Source organism: Streptomyces sp. NPDC019224, from assembly GCF_040632605.1.
Lineage (GTDB): Bacteria > Actinomycetota > Actinomycetes > Streptomycetales > Streptomycetaceae > Streptomyces.
This window is the reverse complement of the sequence record NZ_JBEYCF010000032.1, coordinates 60,409-80,765: the sequence shown is the minus strand read 5'-3', so window position 1 is coordinate 80,765 and position 20,357 is coordinate 60,409. Positions and strand designations below refer to the sequence as shown.

Below are 20,357 nucleotides of genomic sequence, written 5' to 3'. Positions count from 1 at the left end.
CCCCGATCTTCGACCTCGTCGACTACGGCGTCGTCGGCGACCTCTTCGACGTCGTCCCCCAGCTCACCGAGGAGATCAACACCCGCAAGGGCTGACACCTCGTCAACCACGTTGCCCGGCGGGGGCGGTGAGCGCGGAGAACCCGCTCACCGCCCCGGCCGGGCCTCGTTTCAGCCGAGGAGTTCCTCCACCAGGTCGGCCGCCCGCGGGGTGCCGCCCTCGGCCCGGGCGTCGTCGCGCAGCCGCGCCGAACGCCGGGCCACCCCGGGGTCGGTGACGAGGGCGGTGAGCGCGTCCCGCAGGACCTCGGGGGTGGCGTCGTCGGTGTCGACGCGGCGGGCGACCCCCAGTTCGACGAGCTTGTCCGCGTTCATGAACTGGTCGACGCCCTGAGGAACGGCGATCATCGGCACCCCGCTGTACAGCCCCTCGGAGCTGCCGCCCATGCCGGCGTGGGTGATGAAGGCGTCCGCCTGCTGCAGGATGGCCAGCTGCGGCACCCACCGGTGCACCTCGACGTTCCCGGGTACGGTGCCCAGCTCCGCGAGGTCCGTCTGCTTGCCGATCTGGAGCACGACGTGCCAGCCGGGCAGGTCACCGTAGGCCGCCAGGCAATTGCGGTAGAACTCCGGGCGGTTGGTGTACGCCGATCCCAGCGAGATCAGCAGCACCTTCTCCGCCCCGGCGGGCCGGGTCCAGGGCTGCTCGTCGCCGCGCCCGGCGAAGCAGGGCCCGACGAACGTGACGGTGTCCATGTCCACGTCGTCCGCGTGCGGCTGCATCGCCCGGGGAATCAGCGCCAGGGTGTGGTCGGGGCGCCCGACGAACGCGTCCATGTCCGGCGTGGTCGCGCCGCACCCGGCCAGCCACGCGGTGAACTTCGCCCGGTACGCGTCGGCCCCCGGCAACGCCCACAGCTGGGCCGCCACGTCCCGCGCGTAGCTCCGCCAGCCGACGAAGGTCGGGGAGAGCTGCATCAGGCGGCGGTTCTGCGACTCGGCCAGCACACGCGCCGGGTACGCGCCGATGTCGTACAGGTACAGGTCCGCCGGGTCCTCGTCGTAGACGGCGCGCAGCTGCGGCAGGGCCTGCATGGCGTCGTCCAGGAAGAGGCCCATGGCGGCGATCGGGTCGTCCGGCCAGTTGTTGTCGCCGACCGGGAGCACGGAGGTGTACGGGACGAAGGTGGCGCCGGTGGCCTCGATGCGCTCGGCCATCACGGGGTCGTTGGCGTAGGTGACGCGATGGCCGCGGGCCACCAGTTCGCGGATGACCTCGATGCTCGGCAGGACGTGGCTCACGGCGGGGATGCCGACCATGGCGATATGGGCACGGCGACGTGACATGGGGAATCACTCGTTTCAGTTCTGCGGCGGAAGTGGGTACGGCGGACCGGCGCGTCGCCACCCCGGGCGAAGGAAGGCCGGGCGGTGGGCGCGCGTGCGGTGTGCCGGACGGGACCGGGGGCGTGCCCCCGTCCGCGTCAGCCGTAGAGCTGGACGATGTTCATACCGCGACCCTAACCGCCGCCCGGTCCGCGCGCATGCGGGTTTCCGTGGCGGCGGACCGTGCGCAGGCGGTCAGGCGCCGGGGGCGGCGGCTTCGAGGTCGTCGACCGTCCCGGCCATGAGGGTCCGGATGTGGGCGGTGATGTGTGCGGCCGGCCAGTCCCACCAGGCCAGGGCCAGGAGGCGGGCGACGTCCTGGTCCGCGTAGCGGGTACGCAGGAGCCGGGCCGGGTTGCCGCCGACGATGCCGTAGTCCGGCACGTCCTTGGTGACCACGGAGCCGCTGCCGATGATCGCGCCGTGGCCGATCCGTACGCCGGGCAGCACGGTCGTCCCGTGGCCGAACCAGACGTCGTTGCCGACGACGGTGTCCCCGCGGTTCGGCAGGCCCGCGAGGAGGTCGAAGTGGTCGGCCCAGGAGCCGCCCAGGGTCGGGAAGGGGAAGGTCGAGGGGCCGTCCATGCGGTGGTTGGCGCCGTTCATCAGGAAGCGCACGCCCGTGCCGAGCGCGCAGAACTTGCCGATGACCAGCTTCTCCGGGCCGTAGTGGTGGAGCACGTTGCGCGTCTCGAACGCGGTGGCGTCGTCCGGGTCGTCGTAGTACGAGTACTCCCCCACCTCGATCAGCGGCGAGGTCACCAGTGGCTTGAGCTGCACCACCCTCGGCTGGCCGGGCATCGGATGGAGCACGGTCGGGTCGGCGGGTACGGGCAGGGGCATGGAGCGGTTCCTCACGGTCGCCGGTCGGGTCGCCGACCATGATCGCGCCTCGCCGTGGCCTCCGCGAGAGCGGTTTACCGACAACGCCGCCCGAGGCGTGGGCGGGGGCGGCGGGGCCGGGGTGTGTGCGGCCCGCGCCCGCTCCGGTGGGGCCCGGGCGGGCGCGGAACGGCCGGGTCAGGGCTGGATCGGCATCGACCAGCAGTTGGAGGTGGCCCGCTTGCCGGCGAGGCGGTCGGTCATCCAGGAGATGGCGTCGCCCTGGTCGGTGATGAGCGGGACCATGTGGTTGGTGAGGATCTTGTCGCCGAGGTCGGGGAGGACGACGGCGTCGTAGGTGACGTCGGCGCCCTTGCGGCACCAGTCGACGGCGAGCTGACGCGCCTGGGCGTGCGGCACGATGTCGTCCTGGGTGCCGGTCGCCACGCGCACCGGTCCGGACGGCTTGAGGTTGCCGATGCGCTGCCTGTCGAGCGCGGCCTGCGCCTTGGGCTCGGCGGCGAGGATCTCACCGAGCGACTTGCCGGTGGTGGTCCACTTGGTGCTCTTCGCGAAGCCGTGGCCGAGGATCGCGTCGCCGACGCACATGGTCGAGGCGTCCTTCAGCGCGGCCCGTCCGGCGTCGTTGATGTTGGCCTCCACGACGTCCCGCAGGTCCGCGTCGGCCTGGGCGAAGCCGTTGATGGACCAGGCCAGGGCGCCGGCCAGGGCGCTGCCGTCGATGCCCTTCATGGTCGCGGTCAGGTCGGCGGGCGGCGCCCCGGCGTAGGTGCCGGCCAGCTGGATCTCGGGGGCGTACGAGGGCTGGAGCTCGGCGGCGGAGGCACTGGCCCCGCCGCCCTGGCTGTAGCCGTACAGGCCGGTGCGGGACTCGGGCGTGAGCGAGGTGGCGGGCAGTTGGTGCGCGGCGCGGACCGCGTCGAGCAGCGCGTGGCCCTCGTCGATCCGGTTGACGTAGGTGTGGAGCCGGTCGGTGGTGCCGAGGCCGACGTAGTCGGTGACGACGACGGCGACACCGGCGGACAGCAGCCGGTAGACGGAGAGGGTCTCGTAGCCGATCGACACGGTCTCGTCGGTGAGGGTCAGCGGGTGCTGGAGGGCCAGCGAGGGGGCGCACTGGTCGCCCTGGCCCATGGTGCCGGAGGCCACCGCGACCAGCGGGCGGGCGCCGCCGCCCCGCCAGGAGGCCGACGGTTCGATGTAGGCGCCGGTCACCGCGGCCGGCTGTCCGTTGGAGTCGGTCGTCCGGTACATGAGGCGGGTCGCCGTGCCCGGCATCGGGCGGCCGTCCAGGCCCGGCAGGGCCAGGGCGAGCGGCAGGGGCTCGTGCCGGACCAGCGCCCCGTCGGCGGCGGGCAGTTGGGCGGGCGGGGTGTAGAAGGCGGGGATGGTCACGCCCCGGGAGACGACGGGTTCGGTGCCGTCCGCGGCGGACGCGGGCGCGGCGTGGGCGGCCACGCAGGCCGCCGCGGTGACGGCGACGGCCGCGGCGCGAAGGGATCCGGCGCGTGGGCGGCGGGTGGGGGATGTGGAGAAGGTGGAACGCGAACGGCTGTCCTTGCGGCTCACAGCTCACTCCTCGCTCTGCTTCGAATGGCGGGTGAGCGCAAGCTAGCAGCGGGACTTACCAGCGGTAACCCGCCAGTAAGTTACGCGTTGGTAACTATCATCGGTGGTCGAACTCGCCCTCTTCGGCAGTCAAGTTGCCTATGGTGGGCGCAAGCTGATCATCCGCAGCCTCCCGCACCCTGGAGTTGACCATGTCCCGCCCGGAGAACGACCTCACCGCCCCGCTCATCGACACCAGCAGGCCACATCCCGCGCGGATGTACGACTGGTTCCTGGGCGGCAAGGACAACTACCCGGTCGACGAGGCCATGGGCCGCCAGATGCTGGCCGTCGAACCGAACGTGCCGGTGATGGCGAAGATCAACCGCGCCTTCATGCACCGCGCCACCCGCTGGCTGTCCGCCCAGGGCGTCCGCCAGTTCCTCGACATCGGCACCGGGATACCCACCGAGCCCAACCTGCACCAGGTGGCCCAGGAGGCCGAGCCCACCACCCGGGTCGTCTACTGCGACAACGACCCCATCGTGCTGGCCCATGCCGAGGCGCTGCTCAAGGGCACGCCCGAGGGCGTCATCGACTACGTGCAGGCCGACGCGAGGAACGTCGAGACGATCCTCGAACACGCGGGCAAGACACTGGACTTCAGCGCCCCGGTGGCCCTGTCGATGATCGCGCTGCTCCACTTCGTGAGCGACGAGGACGGCGCCTACGAGCTGGTGAGCCGGCTGACCGACGTCCTCGCCCCCGGCAGCTACATGGTGATCTCGCAGATCACCGCCGACTTCCACCCGGAGGAGGCGCGCCAGGTGGACGAGATGTACAAGGCCAACACCCTGACGCTCGCGCCGCGCAGCCGCGCCCAGTTCGCCGCGTTCTTCGACGGCCTGGAGATCGTGGAGCCCGGCATCGTCGCCGCCGAGGCCTGGCACCCCGAGCTCGGGGAGCCGGTCCCCGGCACCGGCGACGTCGTCACCCCGGGGTATGTGGCGGTCGGCCGCAAGCCGTAACGCGCCGGCCCATCCACCCCAGCCCGGTGGGCACTTGGCGCGGCAGCCGTCCGCGTCGGGTGTCACCGGGCTGTGTGATGATGCACGGAAAACGGGTCGGCCGGCGGGCCGGGGAGGGACGGGAGCGCGGCATGGACAAGGGCGGGTCGGCCATACCGGACGAGGAGTGGGAGCGCTTCCTGCGGGAGGCCGAGGCCGGGACCTCCGGCGCCCCCGAGGAGCCGTCCGCCCGGGCCCGGATGGTGGCCCAGCGGCTGCGTGAGGAGCCCGGTCCGCCCCTGGGCCGGCGCACCCGTCAGCCGCCCCGGCGACGCGGCGGAGTCTGGTACGTGGTGGGCCTGCTGGCCGTCGTCGTGCTGTTCGTCGTGACGCTGGGCCCGGGCCGGCTGGCCGGCCGGCTCGGCTTCGACGGCGGGGGCGGGTCCGCGGCGTCCGGGCAGCCGACGCCGGACGACCCGTTCAAGGGGTCGCCGGCGGAGCACTGGGCCGCCGGCACGGCCGGGATCACGATGCCCTCGGCGCGGGCGACCGGCTGGATGAGCGAGAAGCAGGTGGCCGAGGCGCTCGACAGCAGCCTGGCCTTCCTCGTCGACTCCAGCCTGGACCCGGCAGTGCTGCGCGGGGAACGGCCGGTGAAGGCGATCGCGGCCCTCAATCCGGAACAGGCCGACGTCAAGCGGTACCTGGCGAGCGCCTTCGACACCCCGACCCGGAAGAACGACCCGCTGCTGCTCTTCAGCCGCTTCGACCCGTCGTACGCGCGTCTGGCCGGCGACGTGATCAGGACGCGCGGTGAGATCACGTACCGGGAGGGCGAGCGCGGCGCGGTCGAGGTGACCGCCGACGTCACCTTCGTCTACCCCCTCGTGCGGGCGGCGGGGGACAGCGACGAGGTCGCCCGTACCATCGCCCGCCGGGAGATCGTGATGAGCTGGGACGACCCGGACGAGGTGATCATCGAGCCGGGGACCTTCTCGCTGAGGTCCTACCGGGTGGACTCCGCCAACGGCGGCTGCGACAACACCACCGGCTACTTCGTCCCCGAGTTCGAGAAGGAGCGGGGGCCCTCGGACGACGGCACGCGGGTCGACCCGTACGAGCGGAGCACGTCGATGGACGAGCGCATGCGGGACCGGGACGCCGCGGAGTGCGGCACGGCCACCCGTTCCTGAGCCCGGCCGCCCGCGGAGCCTCCCGTGGATTCCCGGGCGGCTCCCCGGAGTCGTACGCTTTCGGCCGTGACGAGCAAACCCGACGCGGCGCAGCACCTGCGCGACCTCGCCCGGCTGCGCCGGGTCCGGGACCGGATCGACCGCGAGTACGCCCAGCCCCTGAACGTCGAGGCCCTGGCGCGCGGGGCGCACATGTCGGCGGGCCATCTGAGCCGCGAGTTCCGGCGGGCGTACGGGGAGTCCCCGTACGGCTATCTGATGACCCGGCGCATCGAGCGCGCGATGACGCTGCTGCGCCGGGGGGACATGAGCGTGACCGAGGTGTGCTTCGCGGTCGGCTGCTCCTCGCTCGGCACGTTCAGTACGCGCTTCACGGAGCTGGTCGGGATGCCGCCGAGCGTCTACCGGAAGGAGGCGGCGCAGGCGACCGCGGGGATGCCGTCGTGCGTCGCCAAGCAGACGACCCGGCCGGTCAGGAATCGGGAAACACCGCTGCCGGGGACGCCGTCGGCGTGAGACCGTGACCGGGGAGGCCGCCGGTGGAGCCGGGCGGCGACGACGGGGCCGCGCGGCGGTCCCGCCTATCCAGGGAGACGCATGAGCAAGGCCATAGTCACGCAGCCGCACATCGCCGACAGCCACGATCTGATCCGTGTGCACGGGGCACGCGTGAACAATCTGAAGGACGTCAGCATCGAGATCCCGAAGCGCCGGCTGACGGTGTTCACGGGCGTCTCGGGGTCCGGCAAGAGCTCTCTGGTGTTCAACACCATCGCCGCCGAGTCGCAGCGGCTGATCAACGAGACGTACAGCGCCTTCGTGCAGGGGTTCATGCCCGCCCTGGCCCGGCCCGAGGTGGACGTCCTCGAAGGGCTGACCACCGCGATCATCGTCGACCAGCAGCGGATGGGCGGCGACACCCGCTCCACCGTGGGCACCGCCACCGACGCCAACGCCATGCTGCGCATCCTCTTCAGCCGTCTCGGCTCCCCGCACATCGGCCCGCCCAGCGCGTACTCCTTCAACACCGCCTCGGTGAAGGCCAGCGGTGCGATCACCGTCGAACGCGGCAACAAGAAGACGGTGAAGGCGACCTTCAACCGGACCGGCGGCATGTGCACCGAGTGCGAGGGCCGGGGCACCGTCTCCGACATCGACCTCACCCAGCTCTACGACGACTCCAAGTCCCTCGCCGAAGGCGCGTTCACGATCCCCGGCTGGAAGTCCGACAGCTTCTGGACCGTCCGGGTCTACGCCGAGTCCGGACTGCTCGACCCGGACAAGCCGATCGCGAAGTTCACCGAGAAGGAGATGCGGGACTTCCTCTACCGGGAGCCGACCAAGGTCAAGGTGGAGGGCGTCAACCTCACGTACGAGGGGCTGATCCCCAAGATCCAGAAGTCCTTCCTGTCCAAGGACAAGGATGCGCTCCAGCCGCACGTCCGGGCGTTCGTGGAGCGCGCGGTCACCTTCACCACCTGTCCCGCCTGCGAGGGCACCCGGCTCAGCGAGGGCGCCAGGTCGTCCAGGATCGCGGGCATCAGCATCGCGGACGCCTGCGCGATGCAGACCAGCGACCTGGCGGCCTGGATCGCCGGCCTGGACGAACCGTCGGTCGCGCCGCTGCTCGCCGCGCTCCGGCAGACCCTCGACTCGTTCGTGGAGATCGGCCTCGGCTACCTCGCGCTCGACCGCCCCGCCGGGACGCTGTCCGGGGGTGAGGCGCAGCGCGTCAAGATGATCCGCCACCTCGGCTCCTCGCTGACCGACACCACGTACGTCTTCGACGAGCCCACCGCCGGGCTGCACCCGCACGACATCCAGCGGATGAACAACCTGCTGCTGCGCCTGCGCGACAAGGGCAACACGGTCCTGGTGGTGGAGCACAAGCCGGAGACGATCGCGATCGCCGACCATGTCGTGGACCTCGGCCCGGGAGCCGGTACGGCGGGCGGCACCGTCTGCTTCGAGGGCACCGTCGACGGGCTGCGCGCCTCGGACACCGTCACCGGCCGCCACTTCGACGACCGCTCCACGCTCAAGGAGTCCACCCGCAGGCCCACCGGTGTCCTGGAGGTGCGGGGCGCGACGGCGAACAACCTGCGCGGGGTCGACGTGGACGTCCCGCTCGGGGTGCTGACCGTCGTCACGGGTGTGGCGGGTTCCGGGAAGAGTTCGCTGATCCACGGGTCGGTGGCCGGGCGGGACGGCGTGGTGACGGTCGATCAGGGCGCGATCCGCGGTTCGCGGCGGAGCAACCCGGCCACGTACACCGGGCTGCTCGACCCGGTCCGCAAGGCGTTCGCCAAGGCCAACGGCGTGAAGCCGGCCCTGTTCAGCGCCAACTCCGAAGGGGCGTGCCCCACCTGCAACGGCGCGGGCGTGGTCTTCACCGACCTCGCGATGATGGCGGGCGTCGCCACGGTCTGCGAGGAGTGCGAGGGCAAGCGGTTCCAGGCCTCGGTGCTCGAATACCGGCTCGGCGGCCGGGACATCAGCGAGGTGCTCGCGATGCCGGTCGCCGAGGCGGAGGAGTTCTTCGGCTCCGGTGAGGCGCGTACCCCGGCCGCGCACCGCGTCCTCGAACGGCTCGTGGACGTCGGGCTCGGCTACCTCGGCCTCGGCCAGCCGCTCACCACGCTCTCCGGCGGCGAGCGGCAGCGGCTGAAGCTCGCCACGCACATGGGCGAGAAGGGCGGGGTGTACGTGCTCGACGAGCCGACCACCGGCCTCCACCTCGCGGACGTGGAACAGCTCCTCGGGCTGCTCGACCGGCTGGTGGACTCCGGCCGCTCGGTCGTCGTCATCGAGCACCACCAGGCCGTGATGGCGCATGCGGACTGGATCATCGACCTGGGCCCCGGCGCCGGTCACGACGGCGGCACGGTCGTCTTCGAGGGCACGCCCGCCGACCTCGTCGCCGCCCGCTCCACCCTCACGGGCGAGCACCTCGCGCAGTACGTGGGCGCCTGAACGAGGAGTTGCCCCGCCGCCCCCGCGGTCCGCGTGGGCGGCGGGGCGCATGAAACGCCCGTTCAGGTCAAGGCGACGGGCCGCAGCGCCCATGCCCCTTCTCAGGATGTCCTGTTCGCACCGGGGTGAGCCCGTGCGTACAGGGTGACGAACCGTTCCGGATCGCCACCAACCTTTCACGACGGTTCCCTTGAAGGCGCCCGGCCCACCAGGACGCCCACCTGTGGTGATGTGCGGGCTCCGGGCGCCCGGGGCATCGATGCGGACCGTCGCCTTCGCTAATCGGACTCGCCCTTTCCTCAACTTCGCGCTGCTCGGGGAGCTTGACGGGCCGTGTGAAAAAAGGGATGCGCAGGCGCTCCACAGCAACTCCCGACCGGATCCGATCGCTTCGACATGTCTAAATGAACGCAAACTTTCGATGCTGTACGCATCCGGGGTTGTGCACTAGGCATAGGATCAAGCCGCGCAACCTGAGCCCCGCCTGCCCATCCTGTCCCATCCGTAACTGTGCACACGATGTACGAGCGTCCCTACCGACACCCCACAATCCGTTAACAGGTATCTGCGTGTCACCGATACTCAGCACCGGTTCCGGCGATGGAGCCGCGCAGTGAAAATCAATCGTCGCCTCGTCCTGCTGGTCACCGCTCCCCTCACCGTCGCGGTCGCCTTCTCGGCCCTGGCCCTCGCCCCCGCGACCAACCAGGCACTGCAGGCGAACCGGCTGGCCGACATGGTCGGCGTCGCCGCCGGCGCAGCCGATCTGACTCATCAGTTGCAGCGCGAGCGGGCGGCAGCCACCGCACTGGTCTCCCACCAGGGGGACTCGGCGGCCTTCCAGAAGAGCTCCGACGCGACCGACAAGAGCATCGCCACCTTCAACAGCCGCATCGGCCGGCTCTCCGAGGTGCCCGGAAGTGCCCAGGAGGCCCTGGACCGCATCGACCGCTTCATCGACGAACTCCCCGCCCTGCGGGCACAGGTGCGCTCCGGCAGCACCACCATCTCGGCGCTCGCCTTCGGCTACCGCATCGTGATCGCGGACCTCAACGGCTACCGCGACGGCATCGCGCAGGCCGACGGTGTCGACGCCGACATCGCCGACCGGATCCGCGCGGCCGCCGCCCTGTCCGAGGCCACCGAGCACACCGCTCAGGAGCAGGTCACCGTCATGAGGGCGCAGGCCGCCGGCGGTTTCACCGTCGCGTCCCAGCGCACCTTCGACGCCAGCCGGCTCGGCTACACGGAGTCGACCGGGGTGATGTTCGGCCTCGGTCCCAACGAGTGGCGGACCTGGCTGGAACGCACCCTCTCCGGCCCGAAGGCCCTGCAGTCCCGGAAGCTCGAGGACAGGATCGGCCGCGCCGACCCCAGCAAGACCCTCGACGTCACGCCCGAGGAGTGGCGGAAGGCCTCCGAGGACCGGCAGACGCTGCTGCACCAGGTGGAGGAGCGGATCGACGAGTCCGTCGCCGCGACGGTCGACGAGGAGCGCACCAGGCTGCTGTGGACCGCCGGCGGCGAGGTCGCCCTGGTACTGCTGACCCTGGTGGGCGTCGTCCTGGTCGCCGTCCGCCTCGGCCGGGTCATGATCCGCCGGCTGCGCGACCTGCGCAACGCCGCGCACGAGGTCGCCCACACCCGGCTGCCCGCCGTCATGAGCGAGCTGTCCCAGCCCGGCGCGCTGAGCGGGTCCACGCCCGAGCAGGTCGCGGAACGCACCGGCAACCCGGTCGAGACCACGGGCGGCGACGAGATCGGCGAGGTCGGTGAGGCGTTCAACGCCGTCCACCACGAGGCCGTGCGCCTCGCCGCCGAACAGGCCCGGGTGCACGAGCAGTTCGCCGAGACCCTGGTCCGGGTCGCCCGCCGCGGCGCCCAGCTCACCAGCGTCATGGTGTCCGAACTGGACACCGTGCAGCGCGACGAGGCCGACCCGGAGCGCATGAAGACGCTCTTCGCCCTCGACCACCTCGCCATCCGCATGGAGCGCAACACCAACAACCTTCTGGTGCTGGGCGGTTACGGCAACGCCCGGGTGCGCTCGGCCGACATCGGATGCTCCACCGTCATCGTGGCGGCGGCCCAGCAGATCGAGCGCTTCGACCGGGTGTCCCTCGGCACCATCGAGGCCGGCATCGGCATCGCCGCCCGCGCCGTGCACGACGTCGCGCACATCCTGGCGGAACTGCTCGACAACGCCACGCGCTTCTCGCCGCCCGACGCCCAGGTCGGGGTCGCCGTCTGGCGGCTGTGGGACCGGGCCGTCGTCCAGATCGTCGACGAGGGCGTGGGCATCTCGGCGGACCGCCGCGCCGTACTCAACGCCGCGCTCCGCGAGCCCAAGACGGGTATCGGGGACGTACGGTCCATGGGTCTGCACGTGGTGGCGCGGCTCGCCGCGCGGCACGGCATCGTCATCGAGCTCCGCGACTCCTCGGGCCCCGGCACCATCGCCGAGGTCACCCTTCCCAAGGACGTACTGGCCGAGGTGTCCGAGGAACCCGCCCCGGTGCCGGGCGGCGACCGGGGCGGCGAGGTCGGCTACGAGAAGCCCCGTCCGGTCGGCGGCCGCAAGCCGCGCGACGTACGCGGACGGGCGGGCCGGCCGATCGGAGCGGGCGTCGGAGCCCGCCCGGGCGGCGCGGCGGACGCGGGCGGGCGCGAGGAGCACGAGGGCCCGGCGCGTACGGGCGGAACCGACGCGCGCGAGCAGGGCGGCACGCCCGCTCCGCACCCCGTGCACGACGAGCCCGCCTCGCGCATCGCCGGGGTCAGCGCCTCCGGCCTGCCGGTCCGGCAGCGCAACACGCCCCAGCAGTGGCCTCCCGTGGGCAAGCGGGGCGGCACCGAGCAGCGGTCCGGCGCCGGTGCGCCGCGGCCGACCCCCCGCCGTCGGGACTCCCGGCAGGTCTCCGATGTCCTCGCGGCCTACACGCAGGGCATCAGCCGGAGCACGAACCCCCGTGGGCGTCCCGCCACCAACGACGACACCGAACGGACCAAGAAATGACCTCACCCACCGACCTGAGCTGGATCCTGAGCGACTTCGCCGGCCGCATCCCGGAAGTCACCCAGGCGATAGCCGTGTCCGTGGACGGACTCGCGCTCGCGTACACCGGCGTGGAGCGCGACGACGCCGACCGGCTGGCCGCCATCGCCTCCGGTGTCGTCAACCTGCTTTCCGCGGCAGCCCAGTTGACCGACACGGACCCGGTGGAGCACAGCCTGACCGCCATGGAGGGCGGCTACATGTTCTCCATGGCCGTCTCCAGCGGCGCCTCCCTCCTGGTGACCACCACCAGGGACGCGGACATCGGCGAGGTCAGCTACATGATGTCCGAGCTGATCAACCAGGTCGGTGACTCGCTGTCCCCCCAGATCCGTACCCCGCACGCCTCCCCCACGTACTGACCCGGCCGTTCCCCCACGGCTGCGGCGACCCGTCCGCGGAGACCACTCCGCGGTCGGGTCGCACCGTTGTCCAACCACTCCCCGATGAGAGCCCTCATGTTCTTCGACATATCCCGCCGCACGCGCCACCGCGGATTCGTCCGGCCGGCCGGCGCCGCCGCCCTCGCCCTCGGTCTGGCCGCCGTCACCGGCTGCAGCAGCGACAGCGGCTCCGGCGACGAGACCATCAAGGTCGGCCTGGTCGCCTCGCTGTCCGGCACCTACAAGCCGGTCGGCACCGAGCTGCGGGACGGCTTCGAGCTGTACCTGAAGACGCACGACCAGAAGCTGGGCGGGCGCAAGGTCGAGCTCATCACGGCCGACGAGGGCGACGGCCCGCCGACCGCGGTGCCGGCGGCCACCAAGCTGGTCAAGAAGGACAAGGTCGACGTGCTGACCGGCCTCGTCAGCGGTGGCTCGGTCAACGCGGTGCTGCCGCTGGTCGCCCAGGCCAAGATCCCGTTCCTCGGCTCCAACGCCCGGCCCGAGGTCAAGGACCCCGAGTACGTGTGGACGACGAGCTTCATGTCCGACGAGCCGGGCAAGGCCATCGCCCCGTACGTCAAGGAGAAGGTGAACGGCCCGGTCTACGCGATCGGACCGGACTACCAGGGCGGTTACGACGAACTGCGCGGCTTCACCGACGAGTTCAAGCGCGTCGGCGGCAAGCTGGCCAACCCCGACGGCAAGACCAAGTGGACGCCGTTCCCGAAGACGACCAACTTCATGCCGTACTTCGCGGAGATCGCCAAGACCGACGCCAAGGCGGTCTACTGCTTCTACGCCGGCAAGGCCGCGATCGACTTCGCCAAGCAGTACGCGCAGTCCGACATCGCCGACCTGCCGCTGTACACGGCCTTCGTCACCGAGGGCAGCGTGCTCCAGGCCGAGGGCCCGGCCGCCAAGGACATCTACTCCGTCCTGAACTACGCGCCGGACCTCGACAACGCGGCCAACCGCAAGTTCGCCGCCGACTGGACCGCCGAGCACGACACCCAGCCGACCACCTACGCGATGTCGTCCTACGACGCCGCCGCCGTGCTCGACAAGGCGATCGCGGACGCCGCGAAGAAGGGTGACGTGACGTCGGAGACCATCAACAAGGCCATCGCCGGCCTGGGGCAGATCGACAGCCCGCGCGGCGCCTGGGAGTTCAGCGAGAAGGCGCACGCCCCGGTGCAGACGTGGTACCTGCGCCAGGTGCGTCCGGACGGCAACCAGCTGTCCAACGTCATGGTCCAGGACCTGGCGACGCTCGGCGGCTGACATGGAGCTTCTCGATGCCCACCTCGTGCCGGCGGTGGACGGCGTGGCCTACGGGCTGCTGCTGTTCGTGGTCGCCGCCGGCCTGAGTCTCGCGTTCGGCACGGCCGGCGTACTGAACCTCTCGCACGGCATGCTGTACGCGATCGGCGCCTACACCGGCGCCGAGCTGAGCGACGGGACCTGGGGCGGCCTCGCCCTCGGGCTCGCGGCCGGAACGGCGGCCGCGGCCCTCGCCGGGGCGGGGCTCTCCGCCGCCACGGTTCCGCTCGCCCGGCGTGGGCATCTCGCTCAGGCCCTGCTGACGTTCGGGATCGCCCTGGCCGGCGGTGATCTGCTCATCCAGTTCTTCGGGGCGGACGAGCTGCCGGTGCGCGTCCCCGGCGCGCTCGACTCCTCGGTCCACCTGCTGGGCCACCGCTACCCCGCCTACCGGCTCTGCTTCATCGCCATGGCCGTCGTCCTGGCGGCCTTCGGCACGTGGGTGCTGACCCGGACCCGGGTGGGTGCGGCGGTACGCGCGTCGGCGGACGATCCCCAGATGCTCGCCGCCACCGGCCACAACCCCCGGGCCGTGCACACCGGTGTGCTCGCGGCGGCGGGCGCGCTGGCCGGTGCGGCGGGCGTCCTCGGGGCGCCGATCATCGGTCCCGGACCCGGTACGTCCGAGAACGTGCTGATGCTGTCCCTCGTGGTGGTCGTCCTCGGCGGGCTGCGCTCGCTGTGGGCGACGTTCGCCGCGGCGGTCGCCGTGGGCGAGGTCCAGACCCTGGGCGTCTCGGTGCTGCCGGACCTGGCACCGTACCTGCTGTTCGCGGCGATGGCGGCGGTGCTGGTGTTCCGCTCCCGCTTCGCGGAGCCCGCGGCGCACGAGGAGCGGGGCCCCTCCTCCGACCCGGTCTCCCGGCTGCGGCGGCTCCTCGCCGCCCGGTGGGAGAGCCGGCCGCGCGCGACGGCGCCCGCACCGGGCCCGCAGGCCGATCCGGCGGCCGCCGGGCGGCTCGGCGCGTGGCTGCGCGGAGCCGGGTGGCGGCAGGCCGCCCCGCTGCTGGTGCTGCTCGCCGTCCTGTTCGCGCTGCCGGGGATGCTGGACTCGTACAGCGTCTCGCTGGCCGGCTCCGCCCTGGCGCTCGGTCTGCTCGCGGTCAGTGTCACCGTGCTGACCGGGTACGCCGGTCTGCCCACGCTCGGCCAGACCGCCCCGTTCGCCGTCGGCGCGTACGCCACCGCCAACCTGGCCGACGCCGGGTGGACCGTGGGCCCGGTCCAGATCGTCCTGTCGGCGCTCGCCGCCGCGGTGTTCTCGGCGGTGACCGGGCCGGCGGTGATCCGGGCCCGGGGCACCACGGTGCTGATGATCACGCTCGCGGTCGGCGAGCTGACAAGCGCGGTGATCAACCAGCTCAAGTCCGTCACCGGCGGCGCCGACGGCCTGGTCGGCTTCCCGGCCACCCAGGCGCTGTGGGGCGGCGAGGGCATGACCGAGGAGCGCGAGCTGTACGTCTACGCGGCCGTCGTCGCCGTGATCGCCGTCGCCCTCACCCTGCTGGTGCTGCGCTCCCCGGCCGGCAAGCTGCTGACCGGCACCCGCGGAGCCGAGGCGCGGATGCGCGCGTCCGGCCACCCCGTGGGGCGCTATCTGCTGGTGGCCCACATCTGCGCCGGTGCGCTGGCCGGGGTCGGCGGCTCGCTGATGGTCACCGTCCAGCAGTACCTCTCGCCCGCCGACGTCGGCTTCGAGATCGCCGCGTTCGCCCTGCTGGCGGTCGTCATCGGCGGTACGACGTCGGTCATCGGCGCACTGCTGGGCGCCGGGCTGATCGTGTTCACCCGGGACTGGGTCGCCGGCTCCTGGCCCGGCCACGGACCGCTGCTGCTCGGGGCTCTGTTCATCGCCGCCGTATACCTGCTGCCGCGCGGGCTGGCCGGTCTGCGCACCGCCGTCGGCCGTCCCGCTCCGGCCCTGGCCCCGCCCACCGTCTCCCCCGCCGGGAAGGTCTCCCCATGACGCCCGCACCGAACGCCGCGCAGCCGGTCCCCGTGCTGGACCTCGACCGCGTCACCCGCAGGTACGGCAGCCTGACCGCCGTCGACGGGGTCGGCCTGCGACTGCCCGCGGGCGCCCGGCACGCCGTGATCGGCCCCAACGGCGCCGGCAAGACGACCCTGCTCAACCTCATCGCCGGCACCGACCGGCCCGATCACGGCACGATCGCCCTGAACGGTACGGACGTCACCCGCGCGTCCACCGCGAAGCGCAGCCGGCTGGGCATCGCCCGCAGCTTCCAGCAGCCGTCCGTCATCGCCGAACTGACGGTGCTGGACAACATCGTGCTGGCCGGCTGGGCGCACCACCCCAAGCGCAGGGGGGCCTGGCGCAGTCCGTCCCGCTACCGGCTCCACACCGAGTCGGCCGGGCACCACCTGGAGACCGTCGGGCTCGCGGACCTCGCGCACCGGCCGGCCTCCACGCTCTCCCACGGGCAGCGCCGCATGCTCGACCTCGCCGCGGCCCTGGCGGGCGATCCGCGCCTGCTGCTCCTGGACGAGCCGGCGGCCGGACTGACCGACGGCGACATCGGCCGGCTGCTCGACATCCTCGGGGCGCTGCCCGCGAGCGTGGCGGTGGTGCTCGTGGAGCACCACGTCGAGGTGGTCGCCCAGGTCGCCACGTCGGTCACCGTGCTGGCGGCCGGCCGGGTGCTCGTCACCGGGCCGACCCGGGAGGCGCTCGCCCACCCCGAGGTCCGCGACGCGTACCACAACACGGGTCCGGCGGCCGACGAGGTGCCGGACCTCGTCGCCGGCTCCACCGAAGCGAGAGGATGACCGACCCCCGATGCTCGAACTCACGGGCCTGACCGCGGGCTACCACGGCGGCACGGTCCTCCACGGCCTCGACCTGTCCGTGCCCGCCGGCACGGTGCACGCCGTCGTCGGCCACAACGGCGCCGGCAAGACGACGCTCGTCCACACCGTCGCCGGTCTGATGCGCCCGGACGCGGGCGCCGTACGGCTGGCCGGCCGGGACGTCACGGGGCAGGCCGCGCACCGGATCGCCCGCGCCGGGATCGGCCTCGTCCCGCAGGGCCGCCGGGTCTTCGCCAACCTCAGCGTCGCCGAGCACCTGCGGCTGTCGCACCGTCCGCCGCGCCGGGGCGACACCTCGCGGCCCAGTGTGTGGACGCCCGAGCGGGTGCTGGAGCTGCTGCCCCGGCTGGGCGAGCGCCGGAACAACCGGGGCGCCGACCTCTCCGGCGGCGAGCAGCAGATGCTGGCCCTGGCCCGCGCGCTGCTCGGTTCGCCGAGCGTGCTGCTGCTCGACGAGCCGACGGAGGGCCTGGCGCCGGCCCTGGTCCAGCAGGTGCACGACCTGGTGACGACGCTGGCCGAGGAGGGCATCGCCGTCCTCCTGGTGTCGCCGAGTCCGGTGACGGCGGCCCGGTGCGCGCACACGCTGACGGTCCTCACGTCGGGCCGGGTGGGGCTGCGGCTGGACGGGGCCGAGGCGCGCGAGGACCCCACGGCGCTGCACGCCGCGCTCGAACTCGCGCCGACGGGCGCCTGACGTACGTGGGGAGGGGCGCCGGCCGGCGCCCCTCCCCACGCAGGTGGTTACTTCGCCTTCAGGCTGTGGCCGCCGAAGCCGCTGCTGCGGTCGGAGCCGCTGTTCTGCTCCTGCCACCAGGCGTCGAACTCGGCCTGGCCCATGGCCGGCCAGTCGGGGGTGTTCTCGACCTGGGTGCTGCCCATCCGGCGGGCGAGGGCGACCATGGCGGAGCCGACCGCGCCGCGGCCGGCGTCGTACCGCTCCAGCACGTCCTTCCAGCTGTCCCCGACGGTCCAGGCGGCCTCCAGGGCGGTGGCGTCCTGGAGCGCCTTCACGCTGCCGGCGCCGAGGTGCGGGCGGGCGACGCTGGCGGCGTCGCCGACGAGCGCCATCCGGCCCGAGGTGTAGTGCGGGACCGCGAGGTCGTAGATGGGCTGGATGAAGGTGGTCTCGGCGGGTGTGCCGAGCACCTTGTCCGCCCAGAACGGCGGGAAGTGTTCCGCGACCAGGGCGCGCAGCCAGTCGGTGAGCTCGGAGTTGAGGCGGCCGGGCGGCAGGGAGGTGGGGGTGCGCAGGTCCGGGTGGAGGCCCTCGGTCTGCGGGGGCGTGGTGTAGAGCACCCAGTTGAGGCGGTGGCCGTCGGTGCCGTGCGGGATGCGGTAGATCATGCAGTGGCCGCCGGGGAAGACGATGTTGTGGGCGTCCAGCCCGTCCGAGGGCAGGCCCTCGACGTCCTCGGAGGCGCCGCGCCAGCCGATGTATCCGGCGTACTCCGGGCTGATGCCGGGGAACATGGCCTCGCGGACCACGGATCGGTAGCCGTCGGCGCCGATGACGAGGTCGAAGCGCTCCTCGTGCCCGTCGGAGAGCCGCAGCGTGACCCCGTCCTCCGCCGGCTCCACGGCGGTGACGACGGCGCCGGAGCGGTAGTCGACGCCCTCGGGCACCCGGCGGCGCAACTCGCTCCACAGCGAACCCCAGTTGTAGGCGCGGAAGGGGAACGGCTGCTGTCCGAAGCCCCGGCCGTGGGCGGTGTCACCGTCCCGTACGCTCCACACCCGCCGGGTCAGCGGCGCCCAGGGCATCTCGGGGGCCACATATCCGGCCTCTCTCAGCTCCTCGTAGCGGTCGCTCTGCAGGGCGATCCCGACGCCCCGGTCCCGGAGTTCGGCGTCGGCGCGCTCGAAGACGGTGATCCGGTCCGCTCCCCCGCGCGACGCGGCCAGGGCCGTGGCACACCCCGCTATGCTCCCGCCGACCACGGCGATGCTGCCTCCACGCATGACTGGTTCTCCACTCGCTCGATGTCCCGGCCGGCCGCCCGGCCTCTCTCCCGCCGGGACGCCGGCGCGGAAGTATGTGTGCATTGGCGCTGGTTGGCCCGTTCCGTTGCGGTCGGGGTCCGCACCGAATCCTAGTGCCGCGGCAGCCGGCCAAGGCACTGACGTGCGAGCTCCGCAGATGCGTTCGATTCCAGCCACCGATACATCGTCAAGTGACGTTCTCTTTCGGCCTCTTGGTCATTTGTGCTTAGGGTGCTGTCATGTCCACCTCGCCGGTCACGTGCTCAGCTCCCCACCTGGCGGCCGGCCTCGGTACCGGCCGTGACGCGCCGCGAAGACGCCCGGCCGGTTCCGGCCGCCGCTGAGCGAGCGGCCCTGCCCTGCGCATTCCCCCGTTTACCCGGAAGCGGGTGCTCCGGCCGCCACGGTCCGGGCACCGGCATGCCCGCCGGTGCCCGCGCGGCCGGTGGAACCGTCCCCCGATCTCCGCGAGGACCCCCATGACCGAACCGATACTGATCCTGCTCGCGTTGGCTGCGGGAGGCTGCGCCTCGTTCTGGTTCCTGCGCCGCGCCCGCGCCGAGAAGCGCCGGGCCGACGGACTCGGGCAGCAGCGCGATCAGCTGGTCCAGCAGCTGCGGGCCGCCGAGCAGTTCGTCGCGCATATCGGCCAGAACGTCGTCCAGGCGGCCGCGGCCGAGGCGCGGACCGGCCGCCCCTACCAACTGGATCCGGCCGTCCCGCCGCAGCTGGCACACACCCCGCTCGCGAACGGGCTGGCCGCCCTGGCGGGCCAGGTGCGCTCCGCGATCTCCCTGACGGGCCGGCTCGCGCAGGAAGCCGCCGAGGAACAGCTCACCGAGGTATGGGCGCAGACGGAACGTCAGGTCGCCCAGGCCCGGCAGGAGTCGGTGGACACGGCGCGGGCCGCGGTACGCGCCTTCGCCTCCAGCACCGTGCAGCGCGCGGCGAAGCTGAGCAGCACGATCAGCGCCGGGGTGCGGCGCCATGTGTCGGACGAGGCGTACGCGACGCTGGTCGAGATGGACCACCTGGCCCAGCAGATGCTGCTCACCGCATCCGGCTACGGCGTCCTGGCCGGTGACAAGCTGTCGCGCCGCTGGCCGGCGACCACGCTGACCGATGTCGTCCGCACCGCGATGGGCCGGGTCGAGGGCTACCAGCGCGTCCAGCACACGGACCTGGAGTCCTTCGCGGTGCAGAGCCGGGCCGTGGAGGCGGTCGTCCACACCCTGGCGGTGCTGCTGGACAACGCCCTGCGCTACTCGCCGCCCAACGCCCGGGTGCACGTCTCCCTGGAGCACGGGGCGAACGCGGCGTTCCTCGTCGTCGACGACGCCGGTCTGCGGATGGAGGACGAGCGGCTGACCTGGGCCCGCGAGGTGATGTCCGGCGAGCAGCGGGACGACATCACGCGGCTGGGCGCCTACCCGCAGACGGGGCTGCGGGTGGCCTCGGTGCTGGCCCACCAGTACGGCTTCCGCGTCGAGCTGACCGCGCCGAACCTGTACGGCGGCACCCGCGCGATCATCGTGCTGCCGCAGGAGCTGCTGACGACGCCGGGGCCGCCCCGGCCGGTGCCCGCGCAGTCGCTGCCCGCGGCGCGGAAGGCGGCCGTCGCGCCGGCCACGGCCCCCGCCCCCGATCCGGCCCCGGCCACCACGGCCGGCGGGCTCACCGTCCGCCGGCGCGGGGCACGGCCGGCCGCCGGGGCGCGGCCGGGGCCCGAACCGGTGGTCGAGCCGGGCAGGCCCGCGGTGGCCGCCGCGTGGATGGCGGGCAGCCGCCGCAGCCGGGACAACCAGAACCCCCCTCGTACGGACGAAGGACGTTGA

Annotated in this window: 15 protein-coding genes; 11 read left to right on the top strand and 4 right to left on the bottom strand. The window is 72.6% G+C overall.

Features of this window, described 5'->3' with window-relative positions; genetic code table 11:
* Positions 1-170: 170 nt before the first annotated feature.
* The 3 genes from ABZ564_RS20940 to ABZ564_RS20930 all read right to left on the bottom strand — a co-directional run bounded on the left by ABZ564_RS20940 (position 171) and on the right by ABZ564_RS20930 (position 3,797).
* Positions 171-1,346, bottom strand: a complete 1,176-nt coding sequence (locus ABZ564_RS20940) for a macrolide family glycosyltransferase (RefSeq protein WP_360858398.1) — start codon at positions 1,344-1,346, stop codon at positions 171-173.
* Between the two features lie 234 nt (positions 1,347-1,580).
* A complete protein-coding gene (locus tag ABZ564_RS20935; RefSeq protein ID WP_360858409.1) occupies positions 1,581-2,222 on the bottom strand; it encodes a CatB-related O-acetyltransferase in 642 nt (213 codons plus the stop codon).
* A gap of 183 nt (positions 2,223-2,405) precedes the next feature.
* On the bottom strand, positions 2,406-3,797 hold the full coding sequence (locus ABZ564_RS20930; RefSeq protein WP_360858395.1) for a lipase family protein: 1,392 nt from the start codon (positions 3,795-3,797) through the stop codon (positions 2,406-2,408).
* A gap of 191 nt (positions 3,798-3,988) precedes the next feature.
* On the opposite strand from ABZ564_RS20930, the gene ABZ564_RS20925 reads away from it, so the two are divergent.
* The 10 genes from ABZ564_RS20925 (at position 3,989) to ABZ564_RS20880 (ending at position 17,236) form a co-directional block, all read left to right on the top strand.
* Positions 3,989-4,804 (top strand): SAM-dependent methyltransferase, encoded by an 816-nt coding sequence (locus ABZ564_RS20925; protein WP_360858392.1) that lies wholly within the window; start codon positions 3,989-3,991, stop codon positions 4,802-4,804.
* 131 nt (positions 4,805-4,935) lie between these two features.
* Positions 4,936-5,976, top strand: a complete 1,041-nt coding sequence (locus ABZ564_RS20920; protein ID WP_360858389.1) for a hypothetical protein — start codon at positions 4,936-4,938, stop codon at positions 5,974-5,976.
* 66 nt (positions 5,977-6,042) lie between these two features.
* Entirely contained in the window at positions 6,043-6,492 is a 450-nt protein-coding gene (locus tag ABZ564_RS20915; protein WP_360858386.1) for a helix-turn-helix transcriptional regulator, read from the top strand.
* A gap of 81 nt (positions 6,493-6,573) precedes the next feature.
* Positions 6,574-8,949 (top strand): excinuclease ABC subunit UvrA, encoded by a 2,376-nt coding sequence (locus ABZ564_RS20910; RefSeq protein WP_360858383.1) that lies wholly within the window; start codon positions 6,574-6,576, stop codon positions 8,947-8,949.
* Between the two features lie 613 nt (positions 8,950-9,562).
* On the top strand, positions 9,563-11,965 hold the full coding sequence (locus ABZ564_RS20905; RefSeq protein ID WP_360858380.1) for a nitrate- and nitrite sensing domain-containing protein: 2,403 nt from the start codon (positions 9,563-9,565) through the stop codon (positions 11,963-11,965).
* Entirely contained in the window at positions 11,962-12,366 is a 405-nt protein-coding gene (locus ABZ564_RS20900; protein ID WP_360858378.1) for a roadblock/LC7 domain-containing protein, read from the top strand. The genes ABZ564_RS20905 and ABZ564_RS20900 overlap by 4 nt, the downstream gene beginning before the upstream one ends.
* Before the next feature lie 96 nt (positions 12,367-12,462).
* Positions 12,463-13,671 (top strand): ABC transporter substrate-binding protein, encoded by a 1,209-nt coding sequence (locus tag ABZ564_RS20895; protein WP_360858375.1) that lies wholly within the window; start codon positions 12,463-12,465, stop codon positions 13,669-13,671.
* A 1-nt stretch (position 13,672) separates the two neighbouring features.
* A complete protein-coding gene (locus tag ABZ564_RS20890) occupies positions 13,673-15,676 on the top strand; it encodes an ABC transporter permease (RefSeq protein WP_360858373.1) in 2,004 nt (667 codons plus the stop codon).
* A complete protein-coding gene (locus ABZ564_RS20885) occupies positions 15,673-16,497 on the top strand; it encodes an ATP-binding cassette domain-containing protein (protein ID WP_360858370.1) in 825 nt (274 codons plus the stop codon). The genes ABZ564_RS20890 and ABZ564_RS20885 overlap by 4 nt, the downstream gene beginning before the upstream one ends.
* 10 nt (positions 16,498-16,507) lie before the next feature.
* Complete coding sequence (locus tag ABZ564_RS20880) at positions 16,508-17,236, top strand: ABC transporter ATP-binding protein (RefSeq protein ID WP_360858367.1); 729 nt, start codon at positions 16,508-16,510, stop codon at positions 17,234-17,236.
* A 47-nt stretch (positions 17,237-17,283) separates the two neighbouring features.
* Here ABZ564_RS20880 and ABZ564_RS20875 read toward each other — a convergent pair whose 3' ends face one another.
* The gene (locus tag ABZ564_RS20875) at positions 17,284-18,501 is read right to left on the bottom strand and encodes an FAD-dependent monooxygenase (RefSeq protein WP_360858365.1); all 1,218 of its coding nucleotides are present in this window, start codon (positions 18,499-18,501) and stop codon (positions 17,284-17,286) included.
* A gap of 500 nt (positions 18,502-19,001) precedes the next feature.
* Between ABZ564_RS20875 and ABZ564_RS20870 the strand changes: the two genes are divergently transcribed.
* Positions 19,002-20,357 (top strand): ATP-binding protein, encoded by a 1,356-nt coding sequence (locus tag ABZ564_RS20870; RefSeq protein ID WP_360858362.1) that lies wholly within the window; start codon positions 19,002-19,004, stop codon positions 20,355-20,357.